Source organism: Aquihabitans sp. McL0605 (genome assembly GCF_049993875.1).
Classification (GTDB): Bacteria; Actinomycetota; Acidimicrobiia; order Acidimicrobiales; family Iamiaceae; genus Aquihabitans.
Window position 1 is genome coordinate 11,790 of sequence record NZ_CP188252.1, and the last position, 15,393, is coordinate 27,182.

Sequence of the window (15,393 nt, forward strand, 5' to 3'; positions counted from 1 at the left end):
ACCATCGCGTCGGGGATCCGCCTACGCGCCGGGGGCGAGGAGCACGTCCCTCGGGCCGCGATGGCGCGCGGCCCGCACCGTCGCCGTCAGCCACGGGACCACCGTCCACAAGGCGCCGGCCAGCAGAGCCGGAGCCAGCAGGATCGGGACCACCATCCACCCGGGCGACGAGAACCCGCGCGCGATCTGGGTGGTGGCGCCATCGGACAACACGCTCGAGTCGGCCGCGCCCCACTGGGCTGCGGCCACCGGGATCCAGCCCAGGGGCAGAGCCAGCACCGCGCCCAGCAAGGCCAGGGCCACGCCCTCGAACGCCCGCTGCCGGCGCAGGCGGGCCGGGGAGACCCCGGCGGCGAACGCAGCACGCTGCTCGGCCTCGCCGTCCACCGAGCGCAGCGACAAGGTGATGGTGAGCACCAGCAGGGCCAGGGCGAGGGCGACCACGATGGCCGCCACCAAGACGGCGTCGAGCGCCTTCTCCGTGCCGTTCGAAGCGTCGACGGCCTCGAGGCTGCTCGAATCGACGTGCCTCGCGGTGTCGACGATGTCCACACCGGACTCGTAGAACGAACCGGCCGGAGTGGGAGCGTCGGGCGAGACCGCAGCTCGGACGGCCTCCAGGGTCGGGTCGGTGGTGAGCGGCCGCGACCGCTCTCCCTGCAGCACGGCGATGGCATCGTGCTCCCTCGTCGTCAGCGGCTGCTCCCGCACCACCGATCGGGACTGGTCGGCCCGCCGCGAGCCCACGTCGCCCAGGGCGCCGCGGCCCACCAGGTAGGCCGCCGAGGCGGCGGGCAACCAGGTGCCGGCACCACCGGGGGCGAGCACCGTGTCGAACGTGGCCTCGTCGCCATCGGCGCGGAGGGTGACAGGGCCTGGTGCGTCCTCGAGCGAGATGGCCTTGCCCTGGGCGATGGCGGTCGCCGCCCACGGCACCAGGATCGAGTCGGCCACGCGCTCGTCGATGGTGGCGATGTTGCGCCACCTTCCTGCCTCGTCGGCCATCGAGATGGAGTGCAGGATCGATGCCGAAGGACCCATGACGTGGGCGACCGCCTCCGTGGCGTCGGCAGCCGCCTTCGAGTCCATCGCCCCCTCGATCTCCACGTGCGCCACGTCGGGATCGGAGCGGAAGACCGATGGCGGCTGGTCCTCCGGTTGCACCTCGCCACCGGGACCGTAGGTGTACGAGCTCGATGCCATCGGCGTCGGCGCCGCCGCGTTGCGGGCGGTGAGGAGGCCGACGGGCAGGGCCAGGGCCACGGCCACCGCGGCCACGGTGGCCGCGCTCTGGGTCCGGTGGCGCACCAGGCCGCGCAGGCCCATGCGGGACGGGCCCCGCACCCGGCGCGCCAGCGGGTCCAGCAGGGCGACCAGGACGGGCGCGAGGCCCACCCCGCCCAGGGCCAGGGCGGCGATGCCACCGATGACCAGGAACGGCTGGAGCTGTTCCACCAAGCCGGCTCGGCCGCCGAAGGCGATGGCCAGCATCACCGCGCCAACCCCCCACAGCACAGCGCCGATCACCGGGACCTGGGCCCGGATCGGGCCCAGCGGGCGACGGCCCGCCAGCGCCGACAAGACGGGGATGCGGCTCACGGTCCGCGCCGGCTGCCACGCCGCCGCGATGCCCGAGGCCAGGCCCAGGCCCACGGCGATCGCCGCACCGCTGACCGACAAGATGAGGTGCGAGCCAGAGATGTGGCCCAGCCGCTCCAAGACGTCGTTGGCGTTGCCCACCGCCACCACCACCACGCCGATGGCCACCGCCGCCACCCCGGCGACCAAGCCGGGGATCGCACCCTGGAGCACCATCGCCCACCTGATGGTGGCCGGATCGGCCCCCACGGTGGCGAGCAGACCCACGCTGCGCAGCTGGCGGCGCGACGAGATGGCGAAGGCGGCCGATGCCACCACGGCGACCACCGCGCAGACCGCCACCGAGGCCATCAGCAGCCCGGGCCGCACCCGGTCGTCGAGATCGGCCGACGAGCTCGCGGTGTACGAGCCGTCGTGCTGGAAGCCCGCTCGCACCTCGCTGGCCGGAGGCCACGCGGTCACCTGCTGGTGCGAGCGGCCGTTCACCCACTCGTCGCCGAGGTACACGTTGTCGAAGCCCACGATCGGTTGCTGCCAGTACGACAGGGGCTGGTGGGTGACCGCAGCCGCCGGACGGTTGGTCTCGTCGCCGAGCACGCCGATCCCGACGACGTCGAAGGACTGGCCGCCGCGCGCCGCCTCCACCGTGTCGCCCACCGACCACCCGCCGGCGTCGGCGACGGGCTCGGTGAGGAGGATCTCGTCCTTGGTGAGGGGCAGGCGGCCCTTCGTGACCACGACGCGGTCGGCGCTGGCGCTCCCCGCCGTCGCCTCGATCATCTGGGCCCCTGCGAGCTGGGGTCCCTTCCGGTCGGCGCGCTGGTGGTCGGTGATGAACCAGTCGACGCCGTTCCACGCCGTTTCCACCCGGGTGTCCGCCGGCAGCCCGAGGTGGCGAAGCGAGGCCGCCGACCCGTCTGCGGTCTGGGCCCGGGGCCCGTCTTCGGCCGGGAACGTGAACGCCCCTGCGGGAGGATCGGTGAAGCTGTCCTGGCGGTGCATGGCGTCCTGCCAGGTCACGATGCCGGAGAAGCAGGTGAGGGCGGCCAGCACGGGAACCAGGATCAGCAGGGCGACCAGCAGGTGCCGCCACGGGTGCCGGCGGACCTCACGGCGCGCCAGCCGGGCGGCCACGCTGACCCTGCCGCGCGACGAGGTGGTCACGCGGTGGTCTCCACGTCGACGGGTGCGGGTCGCCGGGTGGCGAGGTACGACAGGTCCCGATCGACAGGGGTCAGGGTGTCGGCCACGCGCTTGCCGTCGCGGATGGTCACCACCCGGTCGGCGAAGCTGGCCACCCGGGGCTCGTGGGTGACGATCAGGACCGCGGCGCCGTCGTCAGCCAGCTGGCGGAACAGTTCGAGGATCCGATCGCCGGTCAGGGTGTCGAGGGCGCCGGTGGGCTCGTCGGCCAGGATCACCTTGCGGGGCACGGCCACCGCGCGGGCGATGGCCACCCGTTGCTGCTGGCCGCCCGACAGATCGTCGGGGTAGCGGTCGTAGGGCTCGTCGACCCCCACCCGTTCGAGCGCGGTCCGTGCCGACTCGCGCACGGCCCGCAGCGCGCCGCCATCGAGCTCGAGGGGCAGCGTCACGTTCTCGAGCGCCGTGAGCGACGGGATCAGGTTGTACTGCTGGAACACCACCCCCACGGTGTGGCGGCGGAGGGCGGCGAGCTGGGCGGGGGAGCGGCCGGCCAGGTCGATCCCCGCCACGCGCACCGTGCCCGTGATGGCGGGCACCATCCCGGCCGCGAGGTGCAGGAGCGTCGACTTGCCCGACCCGCTCGGACCCATGATCGCGGTCAGCGATCCGGCAAGGACCTCGAGGTCGACGCCGCGGAGCGCCGCCACGTCGACGGTGCCGTGGCGGTAGGTCTTGGTGGCACCGTGGAGCTGGAGCACGGGGTCGGTCACGTTGTTCATCTCGATCCGGGAGTTGCGAGGAGGTGGGCTTCGCAGGCGTCGAGCCAGCGGAGATCGGCTTCACGACGGCTGGTCACGGCTTCGGCCATGAGCACGGCGGCCAGGTCGGCGGCGGGGCCGGTGCCGCTGATGGCGGGCGCGCGGCGGGCTCCGTGGAGCAGGCGGTAGAGCTCGGTGCGCTGGCGGTCGATGATGGCGAGGGCCTCGGCCTTCGACCCGCCGAACGCCAGGAGCACCTTCACGAGGAACTCGTCGCGCGGCGGGACCTCGTCGACCGAGGGCTCCTCGAACCAGGCCTCGAGCGCCTCCTTCCCGTCGCCCGTGATGCGCCACGGGCGGCGGTCGCGGCCGTCTCCCGCGGCGGTCTCGACCTCGAGCGGCTCGACGAGCCCGTCGGCCCGGAGGCGATCGAGCGTGGTGTACACCTGGCCCACGTTGAGCGACCACACCCCGCCGGTGCGCGCCTCGAAGGCGGCCTTCAACTGGTAGCCGTGGCTCGGCTGCTCGGAGAGCAACGCCAGGAGCCCCATCCGCACGCTCATGGGTACGCAGTATGCATACTCGGGATGCATCGGTCAAGGATGAATGCGTGAGGTCCCCACCGCGATGGGTAGCGGGTCGCTACCCTGCCCATCGGGGAAGGGGATTCCCCGAATCAGGGGAAACGATCGAGGAGGCAGTGTGGCCGACCTTGCACAGTCAGCAGATCCGGTCGAGATCGACCAGGTCATCATCCGCTTCGCTGGGGACAGCGGCGACGGCATGCAGCTCACCGGCGACCGCTTCACAGCGGCGAGCGCGGTGTTCGGGAACGATCTGTCGACGCTTCCCGAGTTCCCGGCCGAGATCCGGGCGCCCGCTGGAACCCTCGCGGGCGTGTCGGCGTTCCAGGTCCACATCTCCGACCACGACATCACCACCCCCGGCGATGCGCCCAACATCCTGGTCGCCATGAACCCGGCGGCGCTGCGATCGGAGCTGCACCACCTGGTCGACGGCGGGACGGTGATCGTCAACACCGACGCCTTCGAGGAGCGCAACCTCACCAAGGCCGGCTACCGGTCCGATCCGCTCACCGATGGCACCCTCGACCGGTTCACGGTCTACGAGGTGCCGATGACCACGCTCACGAAGGACGCGGTCGCCCCCCTCGGGGTGAAGCCCCGCGACGCCGAGCGCTCCAAGAACTTCTTCGCGCTCGGCCTCATCAGCTGGATGTACACCCGGCCGTCCGAGCCGACGCTCCTGTGGATCGACGAGAAGTTCGCCAAGTCGCCCCAGGTGGCGGCAGCCAACCGGGTGGCGTTCACCACCGGCCACGCGTTCGGCGAGACGGCGGAGCTCTTCGAGCACCACTACGCCGTCCGGCCCGCCGACCACCTGCCCGGCACCTACACCAACATCACCGGCAACACCGCGCTGGCCTGGGGCCTGGTGGCGGCCGGCCAGCTCTCGGGGCTGCCCGTGTTCCTGGGCGGGTACCCGATCACGCCGGCCTCCGACATCCTCCACGAGCTGTCGAAGCACAAGAACTTCGGCATCCGCACCCTGCAGGCCGAAGACGAGATCGCCGGCATCGGTGCCGCGCTGGGTGCCGCGTTCGGCGGCCACCTCGCCATCACCACCACGAGCGGCCCGGGCATCGCGCTCAAGTCCGAGACCATGGGCTTGGCCGTGAGCCTCGAGCTCCCGCTGATCATCGTCGACATCCAGCGGGGCGGTCCCTCCACCGGCCTGCCCACCAAGACCGAGCAGGCCGACCTGCTCCAAGCGATGTACGGCCGCCACGGCGAGTCGCCCATCCCCATCGTGGCCTCCTACAGCCCGTCGCAGTGCTTCGACGCGGCCATCGAGGCGGCCCGCATCGCCCTCAAGTACCGCACCCCGGTCCTGCTGCTCTCCGACGGCTACCTCGCCAACGGCTCCGAGCCGTGGCGGCTGCCCGATGTCGACGACCTGCCCGACATCTCGGTCGAGTTCGCCAGCGAGCACAACCACACCAACTCCGAGGGCGGAGCGGAGTTCTGGCCGTACCTGCGAGACCCGCTCACGCTGGCCCGGCCGTGGGCCATCCCGGGCACGCCCGGGCTCGAGCACCGCATCGGCGGGATCGAGAAGGAGGACGGCACCGGCAACATCTCCTACGACCCCGCCAACCACGAGCACATGGTCCACGTGCGGGCCGAGAAGGTGGCGGGCATCGCCCACGACATCCCGCCGCTCGAGGTGTTCGGCGACGTCGACGACGCCGAGCTGCTCGTCATCGGGTGGGGATCCACCTGGGGGGCCATCGACGGGGCCGTGAACCGGTGCCGCAACCGGGGGAGGAGGGTGGCCCACACCCACCTCGTCCACCTCAACCCGTTCCCGGCCAACCTCGGCGAGATCCTCCGGCGGTACCCGCGCGTGGTGGTGCCGGAGCTCAACCTCGGCCAGCTGTCCCGCCTCTTGCGGGCGGAGTACCTGGTCGACGCCCGATCGGTCACGAAGATCCGTGGCGTCCCGTTCACCGCCGGCGAGCTCGAGGCGGCCTTCCTCAAGGAGATGGACCAGTGACCGACCTCATCGAGCACGAGACCACGGCGAAGGACTGGTCCAGCGACCAGGAGGTCCGCTGGTGCCCTGGCTGCGGCGACTACTCCATCCTCAAGGCCGTCCAGATGCTCATGCCCGAGCTGGGCGGGAAGCCGGAGAACACCGTCTTCATCTCCGGCATCGGCTGTGCAGCCCGGTTCCCGTACTACATGAACACCTACGGGATGCACTCGATCCACGGGCGGGCGCCCGCCATCGCCACCGGCCTGGCCATGGCCCGCGACGATCTCGACGTCTGGGTGGTGGGCGGCGACGGCGACATGCTGTCGATCGGCGGCAACCACCTCATCCACGCCCTGCGCCGCAACGTCAACCTCACGATCTTGATGTTCAACAACCAGATCTACGGGCTGACCAAGGGCCAGTACTCACCGACCAGCGAGGTCGGCAAGGTCACCAAGTCGACGCCGTTCGGCTCCCTCGACCAGCCGTTCAACCCGATCAGCGTCGCACTCGGCGCCGAGGCGAGCTTCGTGGCCCGGACGCACGACCTCGACCGGAGGCACATGCAGGAGATGTTCCGGCGGGCCCGCGAGCACCGCGGTGCGGCCTTCGTCGAGATCTTCCAGAACTGCAACGTCTTCAACAACGGCGCGTTCGAGACGATCACGGCCAAGTCGGCCCGCGACGACATGCTGATCCCGCTCGTCCACGGCGAGCAGGTGCGGTTCGGCGCGGAGAAGGAGAAGGGAGTGGCGATCGATGCCCAGGGCCGGGCCCAGATCGTCCAGGTGGCCGACGTGGGCGAGGAGGCCATCCTCGTGCACGACGAGGCGCGCGCCGAGCCCGGCCTGGCCTTCACCTTGTCGCGGCTGTCGGCCGGCCCCCACGAGCCCACGCCCGTCGGCGTCTTCCGCGCCGTCTCCCGGCCCGACTACGGCAGCGAGACCAACCGGCAGCTGGCGGCGGCGCACGATCGCTCCGGCACCGGCGACCTCCGGACGCTCCTGCACAGCCGGCCCACGTGGGACGTCGACTGACCGTCAGTCGATGACGAGGCCGCGCGCCGCGGCGTTGCGAGCCAGGGCGTCGACCATGCGCGGGACGTGATCGGAGAACACGCCGTCCATGCCCATCCGGAGCAGCTCGTCGAGGGTGCGGTCGAACTGGGCATCCCACCCGAAGGTGCACAGACCGAAGCGGTGGAACAGCGTGGCGAGCCCGCCGGTCCAGTCGGTGTGGTGCATGTTGATGGCGTCGACCCCCGCCCGCTGGAGCTTCGCCGCCCGCAGCTCGGGCCCCTCCTTGATCTTGGCCATGCGGGTGGAGTCGACCAGGCGCACGTGCGGCGACACCGCGCGGAGCGCCGCCAGGCGATCGACGCTGGTCTCGCAGAGCCACAGGCGCGTGACCATCGTGGGATCGGCGGCGTGGGTGTCGGCCACGGCCACCACGCCGGCCGCCGGGTCCTTCACGTCGAGCGACAGCTGGAACTCGGTGCCCAGCTCGCCGTAGAGCTCGGTGAGGGTGGGGATGTGGTCAGGGAGGTCGGACCGCGGGACCGACGCGATGGGCTTGCGGCGCAGCAGGCCGCCCACCACGCCGTCGTGGTCGAGCACGGCGACGCCGTCGGCCGTGAGCCAGACGTCGCTCTCGAGCGCGGTGGCGCCCAGCCTCAGGGCCAGCTCGAACGCCTCGAGCGTGTTCTCGGGGGCATGCGCCCGCGCGCCGCGATGGGCGAAGCCGATCGGTCGTTCGAGCCGGGTGGGGATGAGGGCAGCCACGGCCGCCATGGTGGTCCACCAGCCCTGCGCGAGCCAGCAGCCACCCCTCAACATCACCGCTCGGTGGCCGATTGAGTGGGACTGTTCACGGGAGGCGTGCGTACATGGCAACGATTCGGGCGAGCTGCAGCGACTGCGGCGATGTGGAGCTGACCAGCGCCGATGTCACGGTGCGCGTGTGCAGCGCCAACAGCGCCGGCTCGTACTCGTTCGCCTGCCCGACGTGCAGCCGGATCGTCGTCAAGTCCGCCGAGCCCCGGATCGTGGAGCTGCTGGTCACCTCGGGCGTGCGCCTCGTGACCTGGCACCTGCCCGAGGAGCTCACCGAGGTGCACCAGGGTGCACCCATCGACCACGACGACCTCCTCGACTTCCACGCCCTGCTGCAGCGCGACGACTGGATCGACACGCTGCGCAAGATGACCCCGGGCTGATCGGGACCCAGCGAGAACTCGCGGGCGCAAGCCGGCGAACCCCCGCTACGCTCGTGTCGTGGACACCACCTGGATCGCACCCTCAGCAGTGCTCGGGATCGGTGCGGCCGCGGCTGCAGCGCTGCTGCGCATGATCGCCAAGGCCACCGACGAGGCCCAGGCCGCTCACCGGCGCTTCCGCCGTCTCGAGGACGGGCTCATCCCGCTCCGGGTGGAGACCCGCCGCACGCGCGACTCCGTGGACCGCATCCACCGCCGGTAAGCTCACCGCATGATCAACATGCCAGGAGGACCAGAGCTCCTGGTCATCTTCCTGGTCGCCTTGGTCGTGCTCGGGCCGCAGCAGCTGCCCAAGGCGATGCGCACGTTCGGGAACGTGATGGCCGAGGTCCGCAAGGTCTCCAGCAGCTTCCAGGCCGAGATGCGCAGCGCCATGGACAGCGTGGTCGACAGCTCGGCCACCGAGAAGCCCCAGAGCGGCACCATGGCCCCGGCCACGCCCGCCGCCACCTCCACCCCTGCCGCCGACGACATCATCGAGGTGGCGGCTCGCAACGATGCCCCCGTCGCAAGCACCGCTCCCGGCACCGTCGACCCCGGCGACACCGCCGCCCCCGAGCCCGACCCCGCCGAAGCGGCGCCGGCCCGCCCGGCCATCGACCCCGCCGACCGCGCCGCGGGCTGACGCCCGAGCGCTGAACCATGGCCGGAACCATCGCTGACGCACCACCGCTCGACGGGCGCATGTCGCTCATGGAGCACTTGATCGAGCTGCGCAGCCGGCTGATCAAGTGTGCCATCGCCATCGCCATCGGCTCCGCGCTGGGCTGGGTGCTCTACAACCCGGTGCTGAGCTTCCTGCGCGAGCCGCTGAACGAGCTGTCGAAGGACCCCAACGTCAGCGACAAGCTCCAGGTGCTCGGCCCGCTCGACGGGTTCATGCTCCGCATCAAGATGTCGGCCTACATCGGCATCGCCATCTGCATGCCCTACCTGCTCTGGCAGGTGTGGCGCTTCATCTCGCCGGGGCTGTACCAGAACGAGCGGCGCTACGCCTCGGCGTTCGTGTTCTCGGCCACGGCCCTCTTCCTGTTCGGCGCGGCGGTGGCCTACTTCACGCTCCCACCGGCCCTTCAGTTCCTGTCCACGGTGGGCGGCAAGGACCTCTACTACCAGTTCACGCCCCAGAACTACCTCATGTTGATCGTGTACATGATGCTGGCGTTCGGCGTGGGCTTCGAGTTCCCGATCGTCCTCGTCGCGCTCCAGCTCGTGGGCGTGCTCAAGCCGCAGCAGCTCCGCGACTTCCGCCGCTTCGGGATCGTCATCATCTTCGTGATCGCCGCGGTGATCACCCCCAGCGCCGACCCGATCAGCCTGTTCGCGCTGGCGATCCCGATGATGATCTTCTACGAGATCTCGATCCTCATCGGCCTGCTCGTGGTGCGGCGGCGGACCAACGAGGTCACCTCGTAGCGTGACCGCCGAGCCGTTCGTCCTCGATCGCTTCCAGCGCGAGGCGATGGCCGCGATCGACCTCGGGCACAACGTCCTCGTCGCCGCCCCGACCGGGTCGGGCAAGACGGTTGTGGCCGAGCACGCCGTGGCCCGCGCCATCGCCGAAGGGCGGCGCGCGTTCTACACCACGCCCATCAAGGCCCTGTCGAACCAGAAGTACGCCGATCTGGTGCGACGTCACGGCCGCCACCAGGTGGGACTGCTGACCGGCGACAACGCCGTGAACCCGGGCGCCAGCGTGGTGGTGATGACCACCGAGGTGCTGCGGAACATGGTGTACGCCGAGTCGTCGGCCCTCGACGACCTGGCGTGGGTGATCCTCGATGAGGTCCACTACCTGCAGGACACGTACCGGGGCCCGGTGTGGGAGGAGGTCATCGTCCACACGCCTCCCAGCGTGCGGTTCGTGTGCCTGTCGGCCACCGTCTCCAACGCTGACGAGCTGGCGGGCTGGATCACCGCGGCGCGCGGCCGCACCGACACGGTGGTCGAGCACGAGCGGCCCGTCGAGCTGGTCAACCACTTCCTGGTCTACGACAAGGGCAGCGGCGACCTGGTGCAGGTCGAGACCCTGGTCGACGGCCGCCCCAACCCCGAGGGGACCCGGTTCGACGCACCGGGCAACGACGGGCCCCGTTCCGAGCGGTTCCGCCAGCGCGGCAAGCACCGGTGGGGCACGCCCCGGCGCACCGAGGTCGTGGAGCACCTGGCGGGGAGCGGCCTGCTCCCGGCCATCTGCTTCGTGTTCAGCCGCAAGGGCTGCGACGACGCCGCCCGTTCGGTGCTCGACGCCGGGATGCGCCTCACGACCGGGCCCGAGCGCGAGCGCATCCGGGCCATCGCCGAGGCCCACACCGACCACCTCTCCGACGGCGACCTCGGCGCGCTGGAGTACGGCCGCTGGTTGGCGGGCCTCGAGGCCGGGGTGGCCGCGCACCACGCCGGCATGGTGCCGCCGTTCAAGGAGGCGGTGGAGGCCTGCTTCGTGGAGGGCCTGGTCAAGGTGGTGTTCGCCACCGAGACCCTCGCCCTCGGGATCAACATGCCGGCCCGCTCGGTGGTGATCGAGGTCCTGTCGAAGTTCACCGGCGAGCACCACGAGGACCTCACCCCGTCCCAGTACACGCAGCTCACCGGGCGAGCCGGCCGGCGTGGGCTCGACCCGGTTGGCCACGCGCTCGTGCTGTGGTCACCGTGGTACGGGTTCGACAAGGTCGCCGCCCTGGCATCGAGCCGGGAGTTCGTCCTCCGGTCGGCCTTCCAGCCGACCTACAACATGGTCGTCAACCTGGTGCGTCGGTACGACCGAGACACCGCCCACGAGCTGCTCGGGCGGTCCTTCGCCCAGTACCAGGCCGACCAGTCGCTCGGCCGCATCGTGCACCGCCGTGCGTCGCGCCAGCAGCTGCTCGACCAGGCCGTCGAGCGGGCCCGGTGCGAGCTCGGCGATGTCGACGAGTACCGGGCGCGCCGTTCGGCCGAGCGCCAGCAGGCGCGCGAGGCCCGGCAGGGTGCTCGGGCCCAGCTGGCATCGATGGTCGAGGAGCTCGCTCCCGGCGACGTCATCCGGGTGGCCGGCCACCGCCTCGCCGTGCTGTCGGTCTCGCACCGCAAGGGCGGGGTGCGGCTGCGGGTGATCGACGGCGACGCCCGCGTGTCGGTCCTCGACCCCGATGACTTCGACGAGCCACCGGCGCGCGCGGCGTCGATCTCGTTGCCCGAGCCCTACAACCCGCGGAACCGGATCTTCCAGCGCCAGGCCGCCAGTGCCCTGCGCAAGGCGCGGGTGACGCACCGCTCCGGCGTGATCGACGGCACGGTGGGCGCCGGGCCCGACGGCGGAGGCGCGGCCGCGACGGTGCCGGTCCAGGCGCGCGCTGCGGACCTGCCGGTGGCGGCGTGCCCGGATCTCGATGCCCACCTCATGGCCGCCTCCGAACGGGACCGCCTGGTGCGCCAGCTCGACGAGCTCGATCGCCGCGTCGACGACCGCACCACGTCGCTCACCCGGCGCTTCGACAAGATCGAGGGCCTGCTGACCGCTCGCGGCTTCCTGTCGGGGTGGAACCTCACCGCCCGCGGCGAGATCCTGGCCCGGACGTTCCACGAGTCGGATCTGCTGGTGGCCACGGTCATGGCCGACGGCGTCCTCGACGACGTCGACGAGGCGTCGATGGCCGGGCTGGTCTCGATGCTGACCTACGAGCACCGGTCCAAGGAGCCGCCGCCGACGCCGTGGTACCCGTCGCCCGGGGTTCGCGAGCGGGCCACCAGGATCGAGAAGCTGGGCCGGACCCTCGCCCGCGACGAGGAGCGGGCGGGCCTGCCGGCCACCCGGCCGCCCGATCCCACGTTCCTCGCCCTGGCCTACGCCTGGGCGGCGGGGGAGTCCTTCGACGTGGTGATCGCCGAGGAGGACCTGTCGGGCGGCGACTTCGTCCGCAACGTGAAGCAGCTCATCGACCTGCTCCGCCAGGTGGGGGAGGTGGCGCCGAGCAGCGAGACCCGCGCCACCGCCCGGGCCGCGGCCGACCGGTTGTTCCGCGGCATCATCGCGGCGTCGTCGGAGGTGTCCACCAATGACGGGCCCGGGTCGGCCTCGCCCCCGACGCACCCGGTCGAGGCCACCGATCCCGCACCCCACGCCGAAGGCGAGCCGGTCGGGTGACCATCGAGAAGTTCCAACCCTGGGGGAGCCCGGGCGCGCTCCCCGACGACGGCGTGCTGGTGCGCTCCGACGCGCAGGCGCGATCGCTGGTGGAGGCGGCACGCCGGGCCGGCGATGCGCTGCCCGCCCTCGGCCTGGTGGCCGGCGACCTGTGCCGGACCGTCGGCGGCACCGGCGACCTCGACCGGCTCCGATCCGACGCCGCGATGCGGCTCCCCACCGACATCGGCTCGGTGCTCATCGATGGCCATCAGCACTGGTTCGTGGCCCACCTGGTGGCGCGCCGCAGCTGGTGGCGCGGCCGGGTGCTCGCCGTCATGAACGCCCAGTGGATCGGCGCGTGGGACGTGGCGCCCAAGAGCCACCCGAACGACGGGCTGCTCGACGTGTTCGACGGCGACCTCGGGTTCGACGACCGGTTGAAGGTCCGCTCGCGGCTGCCCACCGGCACCCACGTCCCGCACCCGGGCATCGCCCAGTCCCGGGTGCCGGCGCTGCAGGTCGAGTTCGACCGGCCCACCCCGGTGTGGCTCGACGGCGAGCGGGTGGTCTCGGCCCGGACCCTCGCGATCCGCGTCGAGCCCGATGCCCTGACCTGCTTCGTCTGAGCGGCCGGTGGTGGGCCCCGGGGGGTGAGCGGTACCGTCGCCGTCCATGCAGGCATGGATCCTCGACGCGTCCCCCGGCCCCTACCGGTTCGGCGAGATCGCCGACCCGACCGTCGGGCCCGAGGACGTGCGGGTCCGGCCCGTGGCCAGCGCCCTCAACCACATGGACCTGTGGGTCACCAAGGGGAAGCCGCGGCCGCACCTGCCCCACGTGCCCGGCTGCGACGTGGCCGGTGTCGTCGAGGCGGTGGGCTCGCACGTCGAGGGCGTCGCAGTCGGCGATGAGGTGGTGGTGAACCCCGCGGTGTCGCCCATCGAGATGGTGGTCGCCCACGGCGACGACGCCCCGATGTACCCGGGGTTCCAGATCCTGGGCGAGCAGCGCTGGGGCGGTCACGCCGACCTGGTCACGGTCCCGGCCCGCAACGTGGTGCCCAAGCCGGCGAACCGCAGCTGGGCCGAGTGCGCAGCCTTCCCGCTGGCCACGCTCACCGCCTACCGCATGCTCCGCCGGGCCCGGCTCCAGGCCGGCGAGTCGGTCCTGATCGTCGGGATCGGTGGCGGCGTGTCCATGGCGGCGCTCGCCTTGGCGAACCACATGGGGGCCACCGTCTACGGGACCTCCCGCGACCCGGAGACCCGCCGCCGGGCGGTCGAGGCCGGCGCCGCCGGCGCGTTCGCCTCCGACGAGGACTGGCCGGTGCGCTGCGAGGTGGTGGTCGAGAGCGTGGGGCCGGCCACGTGGGACCGCTCGATCCGCGCCCTGCAGCCCGGCGGACGCCTGGTGGTCTGCGGCGGGACCTCGGGACCGGTGGTCGAGGTCAACCTGCCCCGCCTGTTCTTCAAGCAGCACGAGATCATCGGGTCGACGATGGGCGGCTACGGGGAGTTCGGCCAGGTGGTCAAGCTCGTCGAGCAGGGCCTGCCGGTGGCGGTCGACGTGGAGCTGCCGCTCGCGGCGTATCCAGAGGCCCTCGAGCGCCTCGAGCGGGGCAACCCCGTCGGCAAGGTCGTCCTCCGCCACGACTGAGGCCCGGCCCCGGGGTCCCGCGCCTCCCGCCTGACCAGCGACGTAGCCTGCCCCCATGACCGATCTCCAGGCTGCCAAGGACCGGATCGACGCCGTGGTGTCGGAGCACGCCGACGCCCTGCTGGACGCCTCGCACCAGATCCATGCCCGGCCCGAGCTCGGGTTCGACGAGCACTTCGCCCACGGGGTGCTGGCCAGCGTCCTCGAGAGCGCCGGCATCGAGGTCACCCGCAGCGCCTACGGCTTGCCCACGGCGTTCGAGGCCGTCGCCGGCACCGGAGGACCGCGGATCGCGGTGCTGTGCGAGTACGACGCCCTCCCCGTGATCGGCCACGCCTGCGGCCACAACATCATCGGCACCGCCGGCATCGGCGCCGGGATCGCCGCCGCCGCGGTGGCCGAGGAGCTGGGCGGCACCGTGGTGATCCTCGGCACGCCCGCCGAGGAGGGTGGTGGCGGCAAGATCGTCATGGCCGAGCGGGGCGCGTTCGACGACGTCGACGCCGCCCTGATGGTTCACCCCGCGGGGATGGACCTGGCGCGCTTCGGCGCCATCGCCATCCAGCAGCTCGAGGTGACGTACCACGGGCGCGCCGCCCACGCCGCGGCGGCCCCTCAGGCGGGGCGCAACGCCCTCGACGCCGCGGTGCTGGGGTACGTGAACGTGGCGGCCCTCCGCCAGCACATCCGCCCCGACGAGCGCATCCACGGCATCTTCACCGAGGCGGGCGACGCCGCCAACGTGGTGCCGGCCCGCACGGCTGCCACCTGGTACGTGCGGTCGCCCACGGTGCGGGGGCTCCACAAGCTGAAGGCCCGCGTGCTGACCTGCCTGGAGGCGGGCGCCACGGCTGCCGGCTGCACCATGGAGCACCAGTGGATCGATCCGGCGTTCGCCGACATGGTCGACAACGACCCGATGGTGGAGCTGTACCGCGAGAACCTGGCGCGCACCGGTCGCACCCTGGTCGACCCGGTGTCGCTCGACGCCATCGTGGGCAGCACCGACATGGGCAACATCAGCCACATCGTCCCGTCGATCCACCCCATGATCGCCGTGTCGCCGCCCACCGTCGCCATCCACACGTCGGACTTCGTGCGCTACGCCCGAGCGGAGGAGGGCGACCGGGCGGTCCTCGACGGCGCCCGCGCCATGGCGGCCACGGTGGCCGACCTCTGGGCGCGGCCTGGGGCGATGGACGCCGCCACGGCGGCGTTCGCCGACGCGAGGGGGAGCGGCCGGGCCACCGGCTCGGCCACCATCAGCGCTGCTCCGGAGGCCTGATCCGACG

At 72.0% G+C, this 15,393-nt stretch carries 14 protein-coding genes; 10 read left to right on the top strand and 4 right to left on the bottom strand.

The window, feature by feature from the left end:
* Nucleotides 1–21 precede the first annotated feature (21 nt).
* The 3 genes from ACPPVX_RS00045 to ACPPVX_RS00055 are packed head-to-tail and all read right to left on the bottom strand — an operon-like array spanning nucleotide 22 to nucleotide 4,066.
* On the bottom strand, nucleotides 22–2,763 hold the full coding sequence (locus ACPPVX_RS00045) for an FtsX-like permease family protein (protein WP_426572825.1): 2,742 nt from the start codon (nucleotides 2,761–2,763) through the stop codon (nucleotides 22–24).
* Nucleotides 2,760–3,524, bottom strand: a complete 765-nt coding sequence (locus ACPPVX_RS00050; protein WP_426572826.1) for an ABC transporter ATP-binding protein — start codon at nucleotides 3,522–3,524, stop codon at nucleotides 2,760–2,762. The genes ACPPVX_RS00045 and ACPPVX_RS00050 overlap by 4 nt, the downstream gene beginning before the upstream one ends.
* Nucleotides 3,521–4,066: a PadR family transcriptional regulator gene (locus tag ACPPVX_RS00055; RefSeq protein ID WP_426572827.1), complete on the bottom strand. Its 546-nt coding sequence runs from the start codon at nucleotides 4,064–4,066 to the stop codon at nucleotides 3,521–3,523. Before ACPPVX_RS00055 ends, ACPPVX_RS00050 begins: the two co-directional genes overlap by 4 nt.
* 139 nt (nucleotides 4,067–4,205) lie before the next feature.
* On the opposite strand from ACPPVX_RS00055, the gene ACPPVX_RS00060 reads away from it, so the two are divergent.
* Together ACPPVX_RS00060 and ACPPVX_RS00065 are read left to right on the top strand one after the other, a co-directional pair.
* Nucleotides 4,206–6,080 (top strand): 2-oxoacid:acceptor oxidoreductase subunit alpha, encoded by a 1,875-nt coding sequence (locus ACPPVX_RS00060; protein WP_426572828.1) that lies wholly within the window; start codon nucleotides 4,206–4,208, stop codon nucleotides 6,078–6,080.
* On the top strand, nucleotides 6,077–7,099 hold the full coding sequence (locus tag ACPPVX_RS00065) for a 2-oxoacid:ferredoxin oxidoreductase subunit beta (protein ID WP_426572829.1): 1,023 nt from the start codon (nucleotides 6,077–6,079) through the stop codon (nucleotides 7,097–7,099). The genes ACPPVX_RS00060 and ACPPVX_RS00065 overlap by 4 nt, the downstream gene beginning before the upstream one ends.
* Nucleotides 7,100–7,102: 3 nt before the next feature.
* On the opposite strand, the gene ACPPVX_RS00070 is transcribed toward ACPPVX_RS00065, so the two are convergent.
* Nucleotides 7,103–7,843, bottom strand: coding sequence for a glycerophosphodiester phosphodiesterase (locus ACPPVX_RS00070; protein WP_426572830.1), 741 nt, complete (start codon nucleotides 7,841–7,843; stop codon nucleotides 7,103–7,105).
* A gap of 104 nt (nucleotides 7,844–7,947) precedes the next feature.
* On the opposite strand from ACPPVX_RS00070, the gene ACPPVX_RS00075 reads away from it, so the two are divergent.
* Genes ACPPVX_RS00075 through ACPPVX_RS00110 form a run of 8 tightly spaced genes read left to right on the top strand, consistent with a single transcriptional unit; the run spans nucleotide 7,948 to nucleotide 15,386 of the window.
* A complete protein-coding gene (locus tag ACPPVX_RS00075; protein ID WP_426572831.1) occupies nucleotides 7,948–8,277 on the top strand; it encodes a hypothetical protein in 330 nt (109 codons plus the stop codon).
* Nucleotides 8,278–8,335: 58 nt separating this feature from the next.
* A complete protein-coding gene (locus ACPPVX_RS00080; protein WP_426572832.1) occupies nucleotides 8,336–8,539 on the top strand; it encodes a hypothetical protein in 204 nt (67 codons plus the stop codon).
* A gap of 9 nt (nucleotides 8,540–8,548) precedes the next feature.
* Nucleotides 8,549–8,962: a Sec-independent protein translocase subunit TatA/TatB gene (locus tag ACPPVX_RS00085; protein ID WP_426572833.1), complete on the top strand. Its 414-nt coding sequence runs from the start codon at nucleotides 8,549–8,551 to the stop codon at nucleotides 8,960–8,962.
* Nucleotides 8,963–8,979: 17 nt separating this feature from the next.
* Nucleotides 8,980–9,753, top strand: coding sequence for a twin-arginine translocase subunit TatC (tatC, locus tag ACPPVX_RS00090; protein ID WP_426572834.1), 774 nt, complete (start codon nucleotides 8,980–8,982; stop codon nucleotides 9,751–9,753).
* Nucleotide 9,754: 1 nt separating this feature from the next.
* Nucleotides 9,755–12,463, top strand: coding sequence for a DEAD/DEAH box helicase (locus tag ACPPVX_RS00095; RefSeq protein ID WP_426572835.1), 2,709 nt, complete (start codon nucleotides 9,755–9,757; stop codon nucleotides 12,461–12,463).
* On the top strand, nucleotides 12,460–13,071 hold the full coding sequence (locus ACPPVX_RS00100; protein WP_426572836.1) for a diacylglycerol/lipid kinase family protein: 612 nt from the start codon (nucleotides 12,460–12,462) through the stop codon (nucleotides 13,069–13,071). Before ACPPVX_RS00095 ends, ACPPVX_RS00100 begins: the two co-directional genes overlap by 4 nt.
* Before the next feature lie 46 nt (nucleotides 13,072–13,117).
* A complete protein-coding gene (locus ACPPVX_RS00105) occupies nucleotides 13,118–14,101 on the top strand; it encodes a zinc-binding dehydrogenase (protein ID WP_426572837.1) in 984 nt (327 codons plus the stop codon).
* Between the two features lie 55 nt (nucleotides 14,102–14,156).
* Nucleotides 14,157–15,386 (top strand): M20 family metallopeptidase, encoded by a 1,230-nt coding sequence (locus tag ACPPVX_RS00110; protein WP_426572838.1) that lies wholly within the window; start codon nucleotides 14,157–14,159, stop codon nucleotides 15,384–15,386.
* The last annotated feature ends 7 nt before the right edge of the window (nucleotides 15,387–15,393 follow it).